Annotated in this window: 6 protein-coding genes (1 of these 6 running past the window's edge); 3 read left to right on the top strand and 3 right to left on the bottom strand. The window is 74.0% G+C overall.

Annotation, left to right across the window (positions count from 1 at the left end):
* Positions 1-5: 5 nt before the first annotated feature.
* On the top strand, positions 6-9443 hold the full coding sequence (locus EIY87_RS49125; protein ID WP_125310435.1) for a type I polyketide synthase: 9438 nt from the start codon (positions 6-8) through the stop codon (positions 9441-9443).
* A gap of 130 nt (positions 9444-9573) precedes the next feature.
* On the opposite strand, the gene EIY87_RS20155 is transcribed toward EIY87_RS49125, so the two are convergent.
* The 3 genes from EIY87_RS20155 to EIY87_RS20145 are packed head-to-tail and all read right to left on the bottom strand — an operon-like array spanning position 9574 to position 12696.
* The gene (locus EIY87_RS20155; RefSeq protein WP_125310432.1) at positions 9574-10341 is read right to left on the bottom strand and encodes an ABC transporter permease; all 768 of its coding nucleotides are present in this window, start codon (positions 10339-10341) and stop codon (positions 9574-9576) included.
* Complete coding sequence (locus EIY87_RS20150; protein ID WP_125310430.1) at positions 10331-11302, bottom strand: ATP-binding cassette domain-containing protein; 972 nt, start codon at positions 11300-11302, stop codon at positions 10331-10333. The genes EIY87_RS20155 and EIY87_RS20150 overlap by 11 nt, the downstream gene beginning before the upstream one ends.
* Entirely contained in the window at positions 11299-12696 is a 1398-nt protein-coding gene (locus EIY87_RS20145) for a glycosyltransferase (RefSeq protein WP_125310428.1), read from the bottom strand. Before EIY87_RS20145 ends, EIY87_RS20150 begins: the two co-directional genes overlap by 4 nt.
* A 433-nt stretch (positions 12697-13129) precedes the next feature.
* Here EIY87_RS20145 and EIY87_RS20140 point away from each other — a divergent pair, with 433 nt between their 5' ends.
* Entirely contained in the window at positions 13130-21442 is an 8313-nt protein-coding gene (locus EIY87_RS20140; protein WP_125310425.1) for a type I polyketide synthase, read from the top strand.
* On the top strand, positions 21439-22100 hold the 5' end (the start) of the coding sequence (locus EIY87_RS48375) for a type I polyketide synthase (protein WP_449657950.1). Its footprint extends 19294 nt past the window's final position; the window shows 662 of its 19956 coding nt (coding positions 1-662); the start codon lies at positions 21439-21441; the stop codon falls past the right edge of the window. Before EIY87_RS20140 ends, EIY87_RS48375 begins: the two co-directional genes overlap by 4 nt.

Raw genomic sequence — 22100 nt, 5'->3', positions numbered from 1 at the left:
CCGTCATGACCGAGGACAAGAAGCTCGTCGAGTACCTGAAGTGGGTCACCGCCGACCTGGCCAAGACGCGCAAGCGCGTCGAGGAGCTCGAAACGGCGGAGCCGGAACCCGTCGCGATCGTGTCGATGGCCTGCCGCTACCCGGGCGGGGTCACCTCGCCCGAGGGGCTGTGGGAGCTCGTGCTCGACGGCGGCGACGGCATCGGAGCGTTCCCGGAAGACCGGGGCTGGGACCTGGGAGGTCTGTTCGGCGATGAAAGAGGACGTTCGTACGTTCGTGAAGGCGGTTTTCTCGACCATGCGGGCCGCTTCGATCCTGGCCTCTTCGGCATCTCCCCGCGCGAGGCGCTGGCCATGGACCCGCAGCAGCGTCACCTCCTCGAGGTCTCCTGGGAGGTGATCGAACGCGCCGGCCTCGACCCGCTTTCGCTGCGTGGCAGCAAAACGGGCGTCTTCGCCGGCGTGATGTACCACGACTACGGCCAGGGCGCGCGGTTCCCGGAAGAAGCGCTGGGCTTCCTCGGGGTCGGCACCGCGGGCAGCGTGCTGTCCGGCCGCGTTTCCTACACCCTCGGCCTGGAAGGCCCGGCCGTCACGATCGACACGGCGTGCTCGTCGTCGCTGGTGGCGATGCACTGGGCGGCGCAAGCGCTGCGGGCGGGGGACTGCGAACTGGCGATCGCCGGTGGCGTCACGATCATGGCCACCCCGGGGTCCTTTGTGGACTTCTCGGCGCAGGGCGGCCTCGCCCGCGACGGGCGGTGCAAGTCCTACGCCGAGTCCGCCGACGGCGTCGGCTGGGCCGAAGGCGTCGGCCTCGTCCTGCTGGAGCGGCTCTCGGACGCGCGCCGCAACGGCCACGAAGTCCTCGCGGTGCTGCGCGGTTCGGCGGTCAACCAGGACGGCGCGTCCAACGGTCTCACCGCGCCCAACGGACCGTCGCAGCAGCGGGTGATCCGCCAGGCGCTCGGCACTTCCGGGCTCACGGTGTCCGATGTGGACGTCGTCGAAGGGCACGGCACCGGCACGCCCCTCGGCGACCCGATCGAGGCGCAGAGCCTCCTCGCGACCTACGGCAAGGGCCGGTCGACGCCGCTGCTGCTGGGGTCGGTCAAGTCCAACATCGGGCACACCCAGGCGGCCGCGGGCGTCGCGGGCGTGATCAAGATGGTGCAGGCCATGCGCCACGGCGTCGTGCCCAAGTCGGTGCACCTCGACGAGCCCTCGTCCCATGTGGACTGGACGGCGGGTGCCGTCGAGGTCGTCACCGAGCACACGCCGTGGCCCGAAACCGGCCGCGTCCGCCGTTCGGCGGTGTCGTCGTTCGGCATCAGCGGCACCAACGCCCACGTCATCCTCGAACAGCCCGAACCCGCCGAGCGCCCGGACACCGAGGCCCGGCCCGGGGTGCGGGCGTTCGTCGTGGCCGGGCGCACCGAAGCCGCGCTCGCCGCGCAGGCCGCCCGCCTGCGTGACCACCTCGACTCCGGCGACGCTTCGGCGGCCGACGTGGCGTGGTCGCTGGCGAAGTCGCGGGCCGCGCTCGACCACCGGGCCGTCATCGTCGCCGAGGACCCGCGCGACGACCTCGCGGCGCTCGCCGCCGGTACCCCCGGCCCGGCGGTCACCACCGGCGTCGCCGACATCGACGGCCGGGTCGTGTTCGTCTTCCCCGGCCAGGGCGCGCAGTGGGCGGGGATGGGGGCCCGGCTGCTCGACGAGTCGCCGGTGTTCGCCGCCCGCATCGCCGAGTGCGAGGCCGCGCTCTCCCCGTACATCGACTGGTCGCTGACCGACGTCCTGCGTGGTGCGGCTCCGCTCGATCGCGTCGACGTCGTGCAGCCCGCGTCCTTCGCCGTGATGGTCGCCCTCGCCGCGCTGTGGCAGGCCCACGGGATCACCCCGGACGCCGTCGTCGGCCACTCCCAGGGCGAGATCGCCGCGGCCTGCGTGTCCGGCGCGCTCGGCCTCGACGACGCCGCCCGCGTCGTCGCCCTGCGCAGCCAGGCCATCGCGCGACGCCTCGCCGGGGCCGGGATCATGCTGTCGGCCTCGGTGCCCGCCGCCGACGTCGAAGCCCGCCTCGCCCGGTTCGGGGGCAGGCTGTCGGTCGCGGTGGCCAACAGCCCGTCGTCCGTCGTCGTCGCCGGCGACCCGGCGGCGGGGGAGGAGTTCCTGGCCGAGCTGGCCGAAGCCGGCCTGCGGGCCCGCCGCATCGACGTCGACTACGCCTCGCACTCCGCGCACGTCGAGCTGATCGAAGACGAGCTGACCGCGGCGCTGGCCGGGCTGCGGCCGCGGCAGTCGGAGATCCCGTTCTTCTCCACTGTGGACGGCGAGTGGCTCGACACGACCCGGATGGACGCCGGTTACTGGTACCGAAACCTGCGGCAGCGCGTCCGGTTCGAGGAGGCCATCCGCGAACTGCTTTCCTTGCAGTACCAGGCGTTCCTGGAGATCAGCTCGCACCCCGTGCTCAACGTCCCGCTGCAGGAGATCGCCGAGGACGCCGGTGCCCGCGCGGTCGTCACCGGCACGCTGCGCCGCACCGACGGCGGCCTCGACCGGTTCCTGACGTCGGTGGCCAAAGCGCACGTCCGCGGGGTCAGCCCGGACTGGACGACCTTCCTCGCCGAGGGCGCGCGGATCGTCCCGCTGCCGACGTACGCCTTCCAGCACGAGAACTACTGGCCCGAGCCCGCTGAGGCGAGGACCGCGGACCCGGCCGAGGCCGAGTTCTGGACCGCGGTCGACGACGCCGATTTCGCCGCGCTCAGCACCACCCTCGACGTCGAAGAGGACGCGCTCACCCGCGTGCTGCCCGCGCTGTCGTCGTGGCGCCGCCGCCGCGGCGAGCAGTCCGCTGTGGACGGCTGGCGTTACCGCGTCACGTGGAAGCCGTTGCCCGACGGGACATCCGCGACCGGGCGCTGGCTCGCGCTCGTCCCCGAAGGTCTCGACGTCCCCTTCGAGGCCGACCGCCTGGTGGTGGCGCCCGACGCCGACCCGGTCGAGGTGCTCCGGGAAGGACTCGGCGAGCACACCGGCGTCGTCTCCTTCCTGGACCTGGACGGGACGACCTTCACCACGACGGCCGCACTGGTCGAATTCCTCGCCGAAGCGGATCCGGTCGTGCCGCTGTGGGCGGTCACCCGCGGCGCCGTATCCGTCGGCCGCTCCGACCCGCTCGCCGACCCCGCCCGTGCCGCGCTCTGGGGTGCCGGGCGGGTCCTCGCGCTGGAGTACCCGCGGGCCTGGGGCGGCCTGATCGACCTGCCGGAGACGCTCGACGAGCGGGCCGCCGCCCGGTTCGCCGCCGCGCTCGGCGGCCCGGAGGACCAGGTCGCCGTCCGCGCGTCCGGCCTCTTCGCGCGGCGTCTCGTGCATGCCGCGGCCGGGGGCGCCGCCGAACCGTGGCGCCCGCACGGCACCGTGCTGGTCACCGGCGCCGAAGAAGGCTTCGGCGCGCGCGTCGCCGAGTGGGTCACCGAATCCGGCGCCGAGGTCGTGACCGAGATCCCCGGAGACCGGCCGCTGACCGCCGTCCTGCACACCGCCGGGATGACCGGCGACCCCGGCGCGTGGACCACCGCCGTCCAGCTCGACGCCGCCCTCGCCGGCACCGACCTCGAAGCGTTCGTGCTGTTCACCTCGGTGAGCGCGGTGTGGGGTGCCGAAGGCCAGCGCGACCGCGCCGCCGTCGACACCGGCCTGGAAGCGCTCGCCCGGCACCGCCGCGACCGCGGCCGGACCGCGACCGCCGTCGCGTGGAGCGCCTGGGAAGGCACCGGCGTCGCCGAAGACGAGGAGACCGCCGGGTTCCTGCGCGCCCGCGGCCTCCGGCCGCTGCCGGTCGAGCAGGCCCTGCTCGCCCTCGGCCAGGCCGTCGCCCACGACGACACCGCCGTCGTGCTCGCCGACGTCCACTGGGACCGGTTCGTCCCGGCGATCACCTCGCGCCGCGACGGCACCCTGCTCGGCGAGCTGCCCGAGGTGCGCGCGCTCGCCGACACCGGGGCGGGCGATGTCACGGCGGCGTCAGGGCTGCTGGGACGCTTGCGCGAGGCCGACCCGCGGGAGCGGGAGACCCTGCTGCTGGACCTGGTCCGCGAGCAGGTCGCCGGCCTGCTCGGCTACGCGGGCGCGGCCGCGGTCGAACCCCGCCGCCCGTTCAAGGAACTCGGCTTCGACTCCTTGACGTCGGTCGAGCTGCGCAACCGGATCAACGCGGCGACCGGCCTGACGCTGCCGTCCACTTTGGTCTTCGACCACCCGCGCCCGGACGCCGTCGCGCGGCTGCTGGCCACCGAACTGCTCGGCGACGACGACCCGGCCGCGGCCCCCGCGGTGACCGGGGCGGTCGACGGCGACCCGATCGTCGTGGTCGGCATGAGCTGCCGCTACCCGGGCGGCGTCCGCTCGCCCGAAGACCTGTGGCGCCTGGTCGCCGACGGTACCGACGCCATCACGGAGTTCCCCGGCGACCGCGGCTGGGACCTGCTCGGCCTCCGCGACGGCGCGTCCTACGTCCACGAAGGCGGCTTCGTCGACGGCGTCGCGAACTTCGACGCCGGCTTCTTCGGCATCTCTCCGCGCGAAGCCCTCGCGATGGACCCGCAGCAGCGCCAGCTCCTCGAAGTGGCGTGGGAGCTGTTCGAACGCGCCGGCGTCGACCCCGAAGGCCTGCGCGGCAGCACGACCGGCGTCTACGTCGGCGGTTCCGGCAACGGCTACACGCCGCCGCCGGAACTGGCCGGGCACCTGCTCACCGGCGCCGCGACCAGTGTCCTGTCCGGCCGGATCTCCTACCTGTTCGGGCTGGAAGGCCCGTCGGTCACCGTCGACACCGCGTGCTCGTCGTCGCTGGTCGCGCTGCACATGGCGGCGCGGGCGCTGGCCTCGGGCGAATGCTCGCTGGCCGTCGCGGGCGGGGTCACCGTGATGGCGACGCCGAGTGCGTTCGTCGAGTTCAGCTACCAGGGCGGCCTCGCTCCCGACGGGCGCTGCCGGTCGTTCGCCGAGACCGCGGGCGGCACCGGCTGGTCCGAAGGCACCGGCCTGCTCCTGCTGGAACGGCTGTCCGACGCCCGCCGCAACGGCCACCAGCCCCTGGCCGTGCTGCGCGGCACCGCCGTCAACTCCGACGGCGCGTCCAACGGCCTCACCGCGCCCAACGGTCCCTCGCAGCAACGCGTGATCCGCCAGGCACTCGCCAACGCCGGACTGTCTACTTCGGACGTCGATGCGGTCGAGGCGCACGGCACCGGTACGTCGCTCGGCGACCCGATCGAAGCCCAGGCCCTGCTGGCCACCTACGGCCAGGATCGTCAAGAGCCCTTGCTGCTCGGCTCGATCAAGTCGAACCTCGGGCACGCCCAGTCGGCCGCGGGGGTCGCGGGCGTGATCAAGATGATCGAGGCCCTCCGCCACGGCGTGCTGCCGAAGACGGTGCACCTCGACGAGCCGACGTCCCAAGTGGACTGGACGGCCGGGGCGATCTCGCTGCTGACCGAGCAGCGCCCGTGGCCCGAGACCGGCCGGCCCCGCCGCGGCGCCGTGTCGTCGTTCGGGGTCAGCGGGACGAACGCGCACGTGATCCTCGAACAGGCCGAGGACACCGAGATTTCCGAAGCGTCGGTGACCGGCCCGGTGCCGGTGCTGCTCTCCGCCCGCACGCCGGAGCGGCTCGCCGCGCAGGCCGCGCGGATCGCGGACTTCGTTGCCACGCAACCGGATCTCACCGATCTCGCCGCCGCGCTGGCGACGACCCGCACGCACTTCGAGCACCGCACCGCGGTCGTCGCCGCCGACCGGGACGAGCTGCTGGCCGGCCTGCGCGAAATCGGCGGGCCCACCCTCGCCGGGCCGGACGGCAAGCTCGCCGTCCTGTTCGCCGGGCAGGGCAGCCAGCACCTCGGCATGGGTCGCGAGCTGGCCGCCACCTACCCGGTGTTCGCGGACGCGCTCGACGCCGTCCTCGCCCACCTCGACGTCGAACTGGACCGCCCGCTGCGCGAGGTCATGCACGGCGACGACGCGAGCCTGCTCGACCAGACGCAGTACGCGCAGGCGGCGATCTTCGCGTTCGAAGTCGCGCTGTTCCGGCTCCTGGAGTCGTGGGGGATCACCCCGGACCTGCTGGCCGGGCACTCGGTCGGCGAGATCGCGGCCGCGCACGTCGCCGGGGTGTTCAGCCTGGCCGGGGCGTGCCGGCTGGTCGCCGCGCGCGGCCGCCTGATGCAGGCGCTCCCGCCGGGTGGCGCGATGCTTTCCGTGGTGGCGAGCGAAGAAGAGGTCGCGCCGCTGCTCGGCGACGACGTCGTGATCGCCGCGGTCAACGGCCCGCGCTCGGTCGTCGTCTCCGGCACCGAAGCCGCCGTCCTCGCGGTGGGGGAGCACTTCGCCAAGACCAAGCGGCTCGCCGTCTCGCACGCCTTCCACTCGCCGCTCATCGAACCCGCCCTGGACGAGTTCGGCCGGGTAGTGGCCGGGCTGGAACTCGAGGCGCCGTCGATCCCGATCGTCTCGACCGTCGCCGGCGAGGCCGACTTCACCTCGCCGGAGTACTGGGTGCGGCAGGCCCGCGAAGCCGTGCGGTTCGCCGACGCCGTCACGACGTTGGCCTCGGCAGGCGTCACGGCGTTCCTCGACGTCGGCCCGGACGGTGTCGCCGCGGCGATGGCGGCCGAAAACCTGACCGGCGGCGAAGTCGTCGCGGCGGTGCGCGACGAGCCCCGGACGCTGGTGACCGCCCTGACGCGGCTGCACCACGCCCGCGTCCCCGTGGACTGGGCGAAGTTCTTCGGCGGCGGCCGTCCGGTCGCGCTGCCGACCTACCCGTTCGCGCCGGACCGCTACTGGCCCGAAGGCTTCCACGGCGCGCACGGCGACCTGCGCCTGTCCGGCTTGCACTCCGCCGAGCACCCGCTGCTCGGCGCCGGGGTCGCGCTGCCGGAGTCGGGCGGGTTCCTGTTCACCGGCGCGCTTTCGCCGCAGCTGCAGCCGTGGCTGGCCGACCACACCGTCGACGGCGTGATCGTGTTCCCCGAGGCCGGGTTCGTGGAGCTGGCCGTGCGCGCGGGCGACGAGGTCGGCTGCGACCTGCTCGAAGAGCTGACCGTCGAGGTCCCGCTCACGCTGCCGCCGGTCGGGGGCGTGCACGCTCAGGTCGTCGTCGGCCCGGAAGGCACCGGGGGCACGCGCGAACTGACCATCTGGACCCGGCCGGAAGGCGAAGGCGAGCAGCCGTGGACGCGGACCGCGGCCGGGCGGCTCGCGCCCGGCGCGTCCGAACCGGCGGTCGACCCGGCCTGGCCGCCGGCCGCGGTGGAACTGGCCCTCGACGGCTTCTACGACGACCATGCCCAGGTCGGCGCGGCTTTCCGTGGCCTGCAAGCGGCGTGGCGCTCGGGCGACGACGTCTTCGCCGAGGTGGCGCTGCCCGCGTCGCGTCAAGACGACGCGTTCGGGCTGCACCCGGCGCTGCTCGACGCGGCGCTGCAGGCCGTCACGCTGCTGGACCTGCCGCTGCGCCCGGCGACGGGCTGGACCCGGTTCGCGCTCCACGCCAGTGGCGCGGCGGCCGCACGCGTCCACCTCCGCCGTACCGAAGACACGATCGCCCTCACGCTGACCGACCTCGGCGGCGCGCTGGTCGCGTCCGCGGAGGCCGTGTCGTTCGGGGAAGCCGCCGCCCCGCGGCAGCAGGGGCACGACTCGCTGTTCCACCTCGAGTGGACGCCGCTGCCTTCGGCCGAGCCGTCCGGTAGGCGGTTCGTCGTGTTCGGCGAGGACGCCACCGACCTGGCGGACGATGCCGTGGTCGTGGTGCCGGTGGACACGAGCGGCGACCCGGTCACCGCGACCCACCGCGCGACCACGCAGGTCCTCGAGCAGCTGCAGTCCTTCCTGGCCACCGACGTCCAGGTCGTGTTCCAGACCGGCGAGGGCCCCGCGGCCGCGGCGGTGCAGGGCCTGGTCCGGGCGGCGCAGTCGGAGAACCCGGGCCGGTTCCTGCTGGTCGAGGGCGACGCCGTCGACGCGGCCGTCGCCTCGGGCGAGCCGCAGGTGTCGGTGCGCGACGGCGTCCCGCACCGCGCCCGGCTGGTCCGGGCGCCCGCGGCGGACCGGCCGGCGCCCGGCATCGGCAACCCGGACGGCACGGTGCTCGTCACCGGCGGCACGGGCGGCCTGGGCCGGCTGCTGGCCCGGCACCTGGTGACCCACCACGGCGTCCGGCACCTGCTGCTGGCCGGCCGCCGAGGCCTCGGCTCCGCCGGCGCCGCCGAACTGGTGAACGAGCTGAAGGGCCTGGGCGCGGACGTCCGCGTCGCGGCGTGCGACACCGCCGACCGCGAAGACGTCGCCGACCTGCTGTCCGGCATCCCGGAAGGCCACCCGCTGACGGCGGTGGTGCACGCGGCCGGCGTCCTCGACGACGGCGTCGTGGGCTCGCTGACCCCGGCGCGGCTCAAGAAGGTGCTGCGCCCCAAGGTGGACGGCGCCTGGCACCTGCACGAGCTGACCCGCGACCTCGACTTGGCGGCGTTCGTCCTGTATTCGTCGGCGAGCGGCCTGCTCGGCGGCGTCGGCCAGGGCAACTACGCGGCGGCGAACTCGTTCCTCGACGCACTGGCGTCGGCCCGGCGCGCGGAGGGCCTGCCGGCGGTGTCGCTGGCGTGGGGCCCGTGGGCGCAGGAGGACGGCATGGCGGGCACGCTCGCCGACGTCGACGCCCAGCGCCTGGCGAAGTCCGGCCTGCGCCGGTTCACCCCGGAGGAGGGCCTGGCGCTGTTCGACACGGCGCTGGCGTCCCCGGCCGCGGTGGTCGTCCCGGTGGGCCTGGACCTGGCGGTGCTGCGCGGCCACATCGTCCCGCCGGTGCTCGGCGACCTGGTCCCCAAAACCCGCCGCACGGCCCGCATCGACGCCGACGGCGTCCGCTCGTTCGTATCCCGCCTGGGCGAGCTGGCCCCGGACGCGCGGGACCGCGAGCTGCTGGACCTGGTCCGCGAACTGGCGGCGAGCGTCCTCGGCCACGGCTCCCCGGCGGCGATCGACCCGGACACCGGCTTCACGGAGATCGGCTTCGACTCCCTGACGGTGGTGGAGCTGCGCAACCGCCTGGGTTACGCGACGGGCCTGACGCTGCCGGCGACAGTGCTGTTCGACCACCCGAACCCGCGGGTGCTGAGCGCGCACCTGCTGTCGCTGCTGAGCCCGGAGCCGGTGGACGCGTCCGCGCAGGTGCTGTCGTCGCTGAGCCACTTCGAGGCGCTGGTCTCGGATCCTTCACTGGCACCCGAGACGGTCGGCGTCCTGACGACGCGGCTGCGTTCCCTCCTGGACCGCCTGGACGGCCCCAGCGAGTTCCTGGAGTCGCTGGACTCGGCGGACGACGGCGAACTGTTCCGCCTGATCGACTCGGAGCTGGGCACCGACTGACCGACCCCCGGTGATCCTTCGTGAAGGCCACCTTGAGGAACTTTACGTTCCTCAAGGTGGCCTTCACGAAACGTCGGGCACGGAAAACCGGGCCGGGGAAGGGATCCCCGGCCCGGTTGGTGGAGTGAGGTCAGGCGGCGACCGCCTGGAAGGTGCGCGAGTTCCAGCGCACCGCCAGCGCGGTCAGGCCGATGATCACCACCGCGCCCACCAGCGTCGGCACCAGCGGCAACGTCTCCCGGAAACTCGCCCGGCTGATGTCGACCACGTACGCCAGCGGGTTGAACCGCGACAGCACGTACAGCCACATCGGCGCCCGGTCCGGCGTGATCGGCAGCAGGATGCCCGACAGCAGCGTCAGCGGCAGGATCACGATGTTCACGATCGACGAGAACGTCTCTTCGTTGCGCAGCTTGAGCACGATCGCGTCCGCGCAGCACGCGATCGACAGCGCCGTCAGCGCCGTGATCACCAGGACCAGTGCCACGCCCACCGCGCTCACCGCCACGCCGAACACCAGGCTCGCGAGCAGCAGGATGATCACGCCCTGCACCAGCGACAGCGTCACCGACGGCAGGGCCTGGCCGAGGCTCAGCGCCGTGCGGCTCACCGGCGTCACGCGCAGCCGGTCGACCGCGCCCGCCTTGATGCCGGACAGCAGGACGAATCCACAGTAGACACCGTTGGTCGCCGCGATCTGGATGATCAGCGCCGGGGTGAGGTCCACCCAGGACGTCTGGGCCGCGACCCCGGGCGTCTTGCTGACCAGCACCGCCAGCAGCGGCCCGCACAGCACCAGGTACAGCACCGGCTGGATCATGCCCATCACCAGGTACGGCTTGTTGCGCAGCACCACCGCCAGCTCGCTGCGGTAGACCAGGATCGCTTCACGCAGCATCGGTCACCTCCTCGGCAGGCTCGCGCAGGCCCCGGCCGGTCAGGGCGAAGAACACGTCGTCGAGCGTCGGGCGCCGCACGCGCAGCGCGACCAGCGGGATGTCCTGCTGGTCCAGGGCCCGCACCAGCGGCGACAGGACCTCCTCGCTCTGCCCGGCCCGGAACCGCAACGTCGCGTCGTCGCGGCGCAGGCCGTGGATCCCGGGCAGCCCGGCCACCAGCAGTTCCGCGTGGTCCGCGCGGTCCGGCGGCACCGTCACCTCGACACCGTCGCCGAGCAGGCGGGACTTGAGCGCGTCCGGGGTGTCCTCGGCGACGATCACGCCGTCGTCGATGACCTGGATCCGGTCGGCGAGCGCGTCGGCTTCGTCGAGGTAGTGCGTCGAGAGGAAGACCGTCACGCCCTGCTCGTCGCGCAGCCGCCGGATGTGGCTCCACAGGTGGGCGCGGCTCTGCGGGTCGAGGCCGGTGGTCGGCTCGTCGAGGAACAGCACCACCGGCAGGTGCACCATGCCCAGCGCCAGGTCGAGCCGCCGCCGCTGGCCGCCCGACATCGCCGACGTCAGCCGGTCTTCCAGGCCGGTCAGGCCCAGCTGCCCCGAGATCTCGCGGACGCGCTCGGCGGCGTCGGTCTTGTTGAGCCCGTAGAGGCGGGCCTGCAGCATGAGCTCTTCGCGGACCTTGCGCTCGTCGACCGTGCCGCCGCCCTGGGCGACGTAGCCGATGTGCCGCCGGACGCGCTTCTGCTCGGTGAGCAGGTCGGCGCCGGCGATCCGGGCGTGCCCGGCGGTCGGGCGCAGCAACGTCGTGAGCATCCGCATGGTCGTGGTCTTGCCGGCGCCGTTCGGGCCGAGGAACGCGACGATCTCGCCGGCCTCGACCCGCAGGTCGACCCCGCGGACGGCGGCGACTTCCCGGCCGCCGGCGGTGAAGGTGCGGGCCAGGCCCGCGGCCTCGATCACCGGGCCGGCTCGGTCGCGGCCGGCGTCCCGGCGGCGAGCGCGAGCAGCGCGTCGACGGCACCCTCCCGGCCACGGCCCGGCTCCTGCTGCAACCGCGCCATTTCCTGAGCCCGCGCGGTGAAGGACGGGTTCTCCAGCACCTCGGTCAGCTTCGCGGTGACGTCGTCGACGTCGATGCCGTGCGAGGACTCGACCACCAGGCCGACGCCGGTGTCGCGCGCGCGGACGGCCTGGTCGTAGCCGTCGACGAACAGCGGCCGCAGCAGCAGCGGCTTGCCGAAGTAGAGGCTCTCGATGTAGCCGTTGCCGCCACCGTGGGTGAAGTGCGCGCGCACGTGCGGGTGGGCGAGGACGTCGAGCTGCGAGGGCAGCCACTTCTCGGCCCGCAGGTTCGACGGCAGCTCGGTGGTCGGCGGCAGCAGGTGCCACGACTGGGCCGGCAGCCGCCAGAGCACAGCGTGCTTGCCTTCGAGCCGCCGCGCGACCTCGACCAGGCCCTCGACCTCGGCCTCGCTCAGCCGCACGACCGTGCCGAACCCGATGTAGACCACCGATTCGTGCCGGTCGAGCCAGCCCTTGACGTCCTGTTCGCCCGGCAGTTCCGGCAGCGGCGGCACGATCGCGCCGAGCATCCGGAAGTGCGCCGGGATGTCGACCGGGTACTCCAGCTCGGCGAGCGAGTAGACCAGCACGAGCGCGGCTTCGTCGATGCGGGACGTGTACTTCGCGGCCAGCCGCGAGACGCCGAGCTCCTTGTTGGACTTGACGTATTCGACGACCCGCTTGCGCAGCAGGGAATCGGTGAAGTACAGCGCCTTGCGGCGGAACCCGAACCACGCGTTCGCCAGCCGCTGCCCGGCCGTCATGTCCAGCGGCAGCCCGGAGTGCGGGACGGGGAAGCCCGGCGGCAGCTTCGTCAGGTGGTTGCTCACCGAGAAGGGCACGCTCACGACGTGGGGGATCCGCTTTGTGACGGCCAGCTCGAACCCGGCGTGCAGCAGCGAATCGACCACCATCGCGGCCGGCTCGACCTCGCGCACGATCTCGGCGAGCGCGCGGTAGGCCTGGTCGCGGAAGCGGGTGTCGAAGGTGTGGCGCATCAGCGCCTTGTGCGCCTTCCAGCGCGACTTCTGGGTGACGGCGTGGTAGGTCTCGTCGTCCCACGACCCGGAGGACAGCTCGGGGATCGGCGCCCCGAGCGACCGGAACTCCACGCGGCTGCCGCTGCCATCGGCCCCGATGGCCTCGACCTCGGCGCGGCGGTTGTCGAAGGTGGCGAAGCAGACGTCGGGAACCCCGCGCCGGGACAGTTCCGCGGCCAGCACGAGCAGGGAGTTGACCAGCCCGCTGTCGGGTGAGCTGACGAACAGGATCGGACGCCGTTCTCGGCTCATGGAGAAGCACCTTTCCTCGGCGGGAGCACACGGCCGCCGCGACCGTAACAACGCCTTTTCCGTGAATCACCTACATTCCGCGCCGGTTTCGAGCCCCCAGGCAAGGTCTTGAATGAGTCATTCAGGACCGCCGAAGACCTGAATGAGTCATTCAGGACGCCGGCGAGCCGCCGCCGAGCGCCCGAGCGCGGCCGGTCCGGCGATCCGGGATGTCATGAAAGGGTCGTTCACCTCGCCAGACGACATGAACGACCCTTTCATGACATCCCTGCGGCGCCGGGCAGACCACGCGGCCAGGCTCTCTGCCGCCGGTCACCCGCTCGCCGGGCGCGAAGACTAAGGGTTCTCGGGCGCCGGACGCGGTTGACTCCAGCGATGCGGAACCCGGACCGCGGTGCCGCGAGTCCCGGCCGGACGACACCGAGAGGCGAGGATGGCCAGCGAGAGCCAGCTGCGTGACTACCTCAAGCGCGTCACCGCCGACCTGCACCGGTCGCGGCAGCGCGTGCGGGAGATGGAAGCCGCCGCCGGGGAGCCGGTGGCGGTCGTCGGGATCGGGTGCCGGTTTCCCGGTGGGGTGGCGACGCCGGACCAGCTGTGGGACCTGGTCGCCGCCGGCACCGACGCGATCGGGCCGCTGCCCGCCGACCGCGGGTGGTCCGCGCTGCTCGCCGGCGTGGACCGCAGCACCATCAGCCTCGGGGACGTCGACGCGTGGCGCGGCGGGTTCGTCGACGACGCCGACCGGTTCGACGCCGGGTTCTTCCGCGTCTCGCCCCGCGAGGCCCTCGCCATGGACCCGCAGCAGCGCCTCCTCCTCGAAGTCACGTGGGAGGCCCTCGAACGCGCCCGCATCGTGCCCGCGAGCCTGCGCGGCAGCCGCACCGGGGTGTTCGTCGGCACCAACGGCCAGAGCTACGGCAAGCTGCTCGCCGCGTCCGGCGAGACCGTCGAAGGCCACGCCGGCACCGGCACCACCGCGGCCGTGCTCTCCGGCCGCGTCGCCTACTCCTTCGGCTTCGAAGGCCCGTCGGTCACCGTCGACACCGCGTGTTCGTCCTCTTTGGTCGCCGCGCACTGGGCGACGCAGGCCCTGCGCTCCGGCGAGTGCTCGCTCGCGCTCGCCGGTGGCGTCACGGTAATGGCGACGCCCGAGGCGTTCGCGGAGTTCAGCAAGCAGGGCGGCCTCGCGCCGGACGGGCGCTGCAAGGCGTTCGCCGACGGCGCGGACGGCGTCGGCTGGGCCGAGGGCGCCGGGATCCTGGTCCTGGAACGGCTTTCCGACGCCCGGCGCCACGGCCACCCCGTCCTCGCGGTGCTGCGCGGCACCGCCGTCAACTCCGACGGCGCCAGCAGCGGCCTGACCGTCCCCAATGGACCTTCGCAGCAGCGGGTGATCCACGCCGCGCTCGCCGCGTCCGGACTGTCCACTCAGGACATCGACGTCGTCGAGGCGCACGGCACCGGCACCCGGCTCGGCGACCCGATCGAAGCGCAGGCGCTGCTGGCCACCTACGGCCGCGACCGCGAGCACGACCTGCTGATCGGCTCGATCAAGTCCAACTTCGGGCACACCCAGGCCGCGGCCGGCGTCGCCGGGATCATCAAGGCGGTCCTGGCCATCCGCCACGGCGAGGTGCCGCGCACGCTGCACGCCGGCCGCCTCACGGCCGAAGTGGACTGGAGTTCCGGCGCCGTCCGGCCGGTCAGCGAACCGGAGGCGTGGCCGGAGACCGGCCGCCCGCGCCGCGCCGCCGTGTCGTCCTTCGGGGTCAGCGGCACCAACGCGCACACGATCGTCGAGCAGGCCCCGGAACCCGAGCCGGGGGACCGCGGGCCGCGCGCCGCCGGGCCGGTGCCGTGGTTCGTCTCCGCCCGCTCGGAACCCGCCCTGCGCGCCCAGGCCGAGGCACTGCTGGCCGCCACCGCCGACGACGCCGACCCGGCCGACATCGCTTTGTCGACCGTGACCACCCGCACGGCCTTCGAACACCGCCTCGCGGTCACCGGACCGGACACCGCGGCCCTGCGCGCGGATCTGCGTTCCTGGCTCGAGCAGGGGACCGCCCCGAACGTGACCACCGGAACGGCGTCGCGTGGCGAGACCGCGTTCCTCTTCTCCGGCCAAGGCGCGCAGCGGATCGCGATGGGCAGCCGGCTCGCCGAGGTCCACCCGGTCTTCGCCGAGACGTTCGCCGCCCTCTCGGACCGCCTCGGCGTGGTCACCGACGACCGGCTCGAGCGGACGGAGCACGCCCAGCCCGCGCTGTTCGCCTACGAAGTCGCCCTGTTCCGGCTCCTCGAATCGTGGGGCGTGCGCCCGGCGTTCCTGGCCGGGCATTCGGTGGGGGAGATCGCGGCCGCGCACGTCGCCGGGGTGCTCTCGCTCGACGACGCCTGCACCCTCGTCTCGGCCCGCGCGAAGCTGATGGGCGCGCTGCCCGGAGGCGGCGCCATGTTCTCGGTCCGGGCGTCCGAAGTGGACATCACTGCCGAGGGCGTCGACATCGCCGCCGTGAACGGTCCGGAGTCGGTGGTGCTCTCCGGACCCGAGGACGCCGTCGCCGCGGCCGCCGCCAGGTTCCCCGGCGCGCGGCGGCTCAAGGTGTCCCACGCTTTCCACTCGCGCCTGATGGACCCGATGCTCGACGACTTCCGCGCCGTGGTCGCGCGACTGTCCTTCGCCGAGCCGGAAATCCCGCTGGTCGCGGGCGGGGACGTCACCGACCCGGAGTACTGGGTCCGGCAGGTCCGCGACACCGTCCGCTTCGGCGACGCCGTCGACCGGCTCACCGCGGCCGGGGTGACGCGGTTCGCCGAACTGGGCCCGTCGGCCGTCCTTTCCGGACTCGTGCCCGGCGCGATCCCCCTCGCGCGCAAGGACCACGGCGAAGATGTCGCGCTCATCGCCGGGCTGGCCGCGCTGCACGTCGCGGGCGGCGCCGTCGACTGGGCCGCCGTGCACGCCGGTGCCCGCACGGTCGACCTGCCCACCTACGCCTTCCAGCGCGAGCGCTACTGGCCCACGCTCACCCCGCGCACCGGCGACGCGGCCGGGCTCGGCCTCACCCCCGTCCGGCACCCGCTCCTCGGCGCCGCCCTCGACGTCGCCGCGAGCACCGAGACCGTGCTCACCGGAACCGTCTCCTCGGCCACCCAGCCCTGGCTCGCGGGCCGCACGAAGTTCCCCGGCGCGGGATTCCTCGAACTCGCCCTGCGCGCGGCCCGCAACCTCGGCTGCCCGGAGATCGCCGAGTTCACCCTCACCGAACCGCTCGCCCTGTCCCCGAAGGACGTCGCCACCCTGCAGGTCCGGGTAGGCCCGCCGACCGCCGACGGCCGCCGCCCGATCGACATCCACTCCGCCCCCGCACTTTCACGTGAAAGTGCGCACCTGGGGGCCGCACTTTCACGTGAAAGTGCGGGGTGGGCGCACCACGCCACGGGCGTCCTGGCCGCGGCCGCGGGACCGGAGCCCGCCGTGCTGGCCGAAGGTGCGTACCTGACCGATGTCACGCTCGATGGGGACCCGGGCGCGTTCGACATCCACCCCCTGCTGCTCGCTGAAGCCACGCAAGCTTGCGGTGCGGAAGCGGTTGCCTGGCGCGGGGTTTCGCTGCACGCGCAGGGCTTGACCCGGCTGCGGCTGCGTGTCGCCCCGCTCGGCGGCACCATGGTCAGCCTCGCCCTGCTCGACTCCGCCGACCGGCCCGTGTTCACCGCCGCCGAGGTCGAGTTCGGCGGCGCCGTCCGCGAAATCGAAGCCACGCCGGCGACGCCGGTGCGCGTCCCGGCGAGCCCGGTCGCCGGTGACTGGGCCGCGCTTGGCGAAGCGGACCGCGTCCGCGCGGCCGAGGATCTGGTCCGCACCACCGTCGCCGCCGTACTCGGCCACGGCGACACCGGCGCGGTCGGCACCGGCGACCCCTTCACCGACCTCGGCTTCGACTCGATGATGTCGGTCGAGCTGCGCAACCGGCTCACCGCGGCCACCGCGCTCGACCTGCCGGCCACGCTCGTGTTCGACCACCCGACCCCGGCCGCCGTCGCCCGCCTGCTGCTGGCCGGGCTCTTCGGCGACGACGAGCGCGCCGGCCCGGTCCGCCGGACCCGGGCGCGCACCGACGACCCGGTCGTCATCGTCGGCATGAGCTGCCGCTACCCGGGTGGCGTCCGCTCGCCCGAAGACCTCTGGACGATGGTCGTGAACGGCCACGACGCCGTCGGCCCGTTCCCCCGCGACCGCGGCTGGGACCTCGCGGCGCTCGCCGCGGGCGCGTCCGCCACCACCTACGGCGGGTTCCTCGACGAGATCGACCGCTTCGACGCCGCGTTCTTCGGCATCTCCCCGCGCGAGGCCCTCGCGATGGACCCGCAGCAGCGGCAGGTCCTGGAAACCTCTTGGGAGGCCTTGGAGGACGCCGGGATCGACCCGCTCGGCCTGCGCGCCACCCCGACCGGCGTGTTCGTCGGCACCAACGGCCAGGACTACGCGAGCGTCCTCGCGGGCAGCGACGCCGACGTCGGCGCGCACGCCGGGCTCGGCAACGCCGCCAGCGCGGTGTCCGGCCGGGTGTCCTATGTGCTCGGTCTCGAAGGCCCGTCGCTGACGGTCGACACCGCGTGCTCCTCGTCGCTGGTCGCGCTGCACCTGGCGGCGCAAGCGCTGCGGGCGGGGGAGTGCGAGCTGGCGCTCGTCGGCGGTGTGCTCGTGATGTCCAGCCCCAACTACTTCCTCGGCACCAGCCAGCAGGGCGGCCTCGCGCCGGACGGGCGCTGCAAGGCGTTCGCCGACGCGGCCGACGGCACCGGCTGGGCCGAGGGTGTCGGGATGCTCGTCGTGGAACGGCTTTCCGACGCCCGCCGCCACGGCCACGAGGTGCTCGCCGTGGTGCGCGGGTCCGCGGTCAACTCCGACGGCGCGTCCAACGGCCTCACCGCACCCAACGGCCCGTCGCAACGGCGGGTGATCCGCGCCGCGCTCGCCGACGCCGGACTGTCCACTTCGGACGTCGACGTCGTCGAAGCGCACGGCACCGGCACCACCCTCGGCGACCCGATCGAAGCCCAGGCCCTCCTCGCCACTTACGGCCAGGACCGCGAAACGCCGTTGCTGCTGGGGTCGTTCAAGTCGAACATCGGCCACACGCAAGCCGCCGCCGGGGTCGGCGGGGTGATCAAGGTCGTCCAGGCGATGCGGCACGGCCTGGTCCCGCCGACCCTGCACGTCGACGCGCCGTCGTCCCATGTGGACTGGACGGCCGGGTCGATCGACCTGGTCACCGCGGCGACGCCGTGGCCCGAGGTGAACCGGCCGCGCCGGGCCGCGGTGTCCGCGTTCGGGGTCAGCGGGACCAACGCGCACGTCGTGCTCGAACAGGCCCCCGAACCGCCCGCCCCGGCGCCGGAACCGCCCGCCGCCGTGGTGCCGTGGGTGCTCTCGGCCCGCAGCCGGACCGCGCTGCACGCCCAAGCCGCCCGCCTGGCCGGCGCCGGAACGCCGCTCGCCGCCACCGGGCTCGCCCTCGCCACCCGCCGCGCCGCGCTGGAGCACCGTGCGGTCGTCGTCGGCGCGGACGCCGAGACGATGCGCGCAAACCTGGCCGGGAACCTCGTCGAAGGCACCGCGCACGACGGCGGCACGGCGCTGCTGTTCACCGGCCAGGGTTCGCAGCGGCTCGGCATGGGCCGCGGCCTGTACGACCGCTACCCGGTGTTCCGGGCGGCCTTCGACGAGGTCTGCGCCGAGTTCGGCGACGAGCTGAAGGACGTCGTCTTCGGCGACGCCGCCCGGCTGGACACCACCGGCTGGGCGCAACCCGCGATCTTCGCCGTCGAGGTCGCGCTGCTGCGCCTGCTGGAGGACTGGGGTGTCCGCGCCGATCACCTGGCCGGGCACTCGATCGGCGAGATCGCCGCCGCCCACGCGGCGGGAGTGCTGTCGCTGACCGACGCGTGCACGCTCGTCGGCGCCCGGGCCCGGCTGATGCAGGACCTGCCCGCGGGCGGGGCGATGGTCGCCCTGCGCGCGAGCGCCGCCGACGTCGAGCCGCTGCTCGGCCCGGACGTCGTGCTCGCCGCCGTCAACGGGCCGTCGTCGGTGGTGATCGCCGGGACCGAAACGGCCGTGCTGGCGGTCGCGGACCGGTTCGAGAAGGCCCGGCGGCTCACCGTCAGCCACGCGTTCCACTCGCCGCTGATGGAACCGATGCTCGAGGACTTCGCCAAGGTCGTCGCCGGGCTCGACCTGCGGGTGCCGCGGCGGTCGCTGCTCTCCGCGGTGACCGGGCAGCCGGAGCACGAGCTGTTCGCCACCGCCGAGTACTGGGTCGGCCACGTGCGCCGGACCGTCCGCTTCGGCGACGTAGTCGCGGACCTGGCCGGGCGCGGGGTCACGCGGTTCGTCGAGGTCGGCCCGGACGCCGTGCTGTGCGGGATGGCCGCCGAGACCGTCGACGCCACGTTCGTGCCGTTGCTGCGGGCGGGCCACGACGAGGAGACGGCGATCGTCACCGCGCTGGGCCGGTTGCACGTCGACGGCGCGGCGATCGACTGGCACCGGTTCTTCGCCGGGGTCGACGCGCGCGGGGTCCGGCTGCCGACGTACCCGTTCGACGGCGAGCGGTTCTGGCCGGAACCCGTGGCTCCCGCAGCCGAACCCGCCGACGGCTTCTGGGAGGCGATCGAGGGCACCGACGTCGACGCACTGGCGGCGGAACTCGGCGCCGACGCCGGTGAGCTGGCCCGGGTGCTGCCCACGCTTTCCGCGCACCGCAAGGGATATGCCGACAGGTCCACAACGGACGGCTGGCGCTACCGCGTCGACTGGCAGCCGTTCACGGGTACGGCCGCGCCGCGCCGGGAGGACTGGCTGATCGCGGTGCCCGCCGCCCTCGACGGCGACGAGCGCGTCGACGTGCTGGTCGACGTCCTGGGCGCGGACACCGTCCGGCTGGTCGTCGACGGGCCGGACCGCGCGGCGCTGGCCGAGCGGATCACGACGCTGCTGGAGACGTTCCCGAGCCCGGCTGGCGTGCTGTCGCTGCTCGCGCTCGACGAGACGCCGTCCCCGGACGCGCCGTCGGTGCCCGGCGGCCTCGCCACGACGGCGACGCTGGTGCAGGCACTCGGGGACGCCGGGGTCGACGCGCCGCTGTGGTGTCTGACCACCGGCGGCGTGCGGACCGGACCGGGCGACGCGGCGGGCAGCCTCGCGCAGGCCGCCGTGTGGGGCCTGGGCCGGGTCGCCGCGATGGAGTACCCCGGCCGCTGGGGCGGGCTGATCGACGTGCCGCCGGACTTCGAACCGCGCGCGCTGACCCGGCTGCCCGGAACCCTGGCCGCGGCCGGGGAAGAGGACCAGATCGCCCTGCGTGCGAACGGCGCGCTGGTGCGACGGCTCGTGCCCGACCCGGCCGGACCACCCACCGGGTCCGGCGGCGAGGTGCCCGCGGACGGCACCGTGCTCGTCACCGGGGGTACCGGCGCACTGGGCGGCAAGCTCGCGCACTGGCTCGCCGACGCCGGCGCGGGCCACATCGTCCTCACCAGCCGCCGGGGCATCGACGCTCCTGGTGCCCGTGAGCTGGTCGACGAACTCACCGCCGCGGGGGCCCGGGTGACCGTCGCCGCCTGCGACGTCGCCGACCGGGACGCGCTGCGGAGCCTCATCGAGAGCCTGCCCGCGGAGTTCCCGCTGCGCGGCGTCGTCCACGCGGCCGGGGTGCTCGACGACTGCGTGGTGGACGCTGTCGACCCGAGCCGGTTCGAAACGGTCCTGCGGCCCAAGACCACCGCCGCCGTCAACCTGCACGAACTGACCGCCGACCTCAGCCTCTTCGTCCTCTTCGCCTCGATCGCCGGCACCGTCGGCGGGCCCGGGCAGGGCAGCTACGCCGCCGCGAACGCCGTGCTCGACGCGCTCGCCGAACAGCGGGCCGCCGCCGGGCTGCCCGCGCTGTCGGTCGCCTGGGGTGCCTGGGGCGAGGTCGGCATGGCGGCCGACCCGGCCATCCAGGAACGCATGCGCCGCAGCGGGGCCGCCGCCCTCGCCCCGCGCCGGGCGCTGCTCGCCCTCGGCGAAGCCCTGCGCCGGGGCGACACCTCGGTCACCGTCGCCGACATCGACTGGACGCGGTACGCGCCCGGCATGGCGCTGATGCGGACGACGCACCTGCTCGACGGCATCCCCAGCGCCCGCACGGCCATCGACGCCGCGCGCAAAGCCCCGGAGACCGCCGAGGCGCCGCTGGCCGAGCAGCTGGCCGGCATGTCCGAGCCCGAGCGCGTCAGCACGCTGTCGAAGGCGGTGCGGACGGCCGCCGCGATGATCCTCGGGCACGCCTCGGCGGACGCCATCGAGCCCGAGGCGAAGTTCGGCCTGCTCGGCTTCGACTCGCTGAGCGCGGTCGAATTCCGCAACCTGCTGGCCCGGCGCACCGGGCTGAACCTGCCGCAGGGCCTGGTCTTCGACCACCCGACGCCGCTCGCGCTCGCGCAGTACCTGCGGGCCGAGCTGGTCCCGGCCGGCCAGCCCGCGACTGACCCGCTGGACGCCGAGCTGGCCGCCCTGGAACGGGCGATGGCCGCCGGTGACCTCGACGAAGCCCGCCGGGACGCGGTGTCCCGGCGGCTGCACCGCCTGCTCGACGGGCTGCGCACGGAGCGCGTGGACGGCGAAGACGTCTTCGCGGCTTCGGACGACGAAATGTTCGACCTGCTCGGCAAGGAGTTCGGGATCTCGTGAGCACGCAGGATGGGCGAGCGCTGATGGACAACGAAGAGAAGCTCCGGCACTTCCTCAAGCGCGTCACCGTGGAGCTGCAGGAGACGCGCGCGAAGCTGCGGGAGGCCGAGACGGCCGACCAGGAACCGATCGCGATCGTCGGCCTCGGCTGCCGGTTCCCGGGTGGCGCGTCGACGCCCGAAGCGCTGTGGGACCTGCTTTCCTCGGGACGGCACGCGATCACGGAGTTCCCGGCCGACCGCGGCTGGGACGTCGACCGGCTGCACGACCCGGACGGCACCACGCGCGGCACGTCTTCGGTGCGCCACGGCGGTTTCCTGCCCGAGGCCGGCGACTTCGACCCGGCGTTCTTCGGCATCTCGCCGCGGGAAGCGCTGGTCATGGACCCGCAGCAGCGGCTGATGCTGGAGATCTCGTGGGAGGCGATCGAGCGCGCGGGCATCGACCCGGCGTCGCTGCGCGGCTCGGCCACCGGCGTCTTCTCCGGCACGAACTTCCAGGACTACATCCACCTCGCCGCGAGCGCGGCCGAAGGCGCCGAGGACTACCTCTCCACGGCCAACGCGTCCAGTGTCCTTTCCGGACGCGTCGCCTACGCGTTCGGCCTGGAGGGACCCGCGATCACCGTCGACACGGCGTGTTCGGCGTCGCTGGTCGC

The organism is Amycolatopsis eburnea, from assembly GCF_003937945.1.
In the GTDB taxonomy this organism is placed as follows: Bacteria; Actinomycetota; Actinomycetes; order Mycobacteriales; family Pseudonocardiaceae; genus Amycolatopsis; species Amycolatopsis eburnea.
The sequence above is the reverse complement of the archived record's forward strand: the minus strand, read 5'-3'. Positions and strand labels throughout refer to the sequence as shown.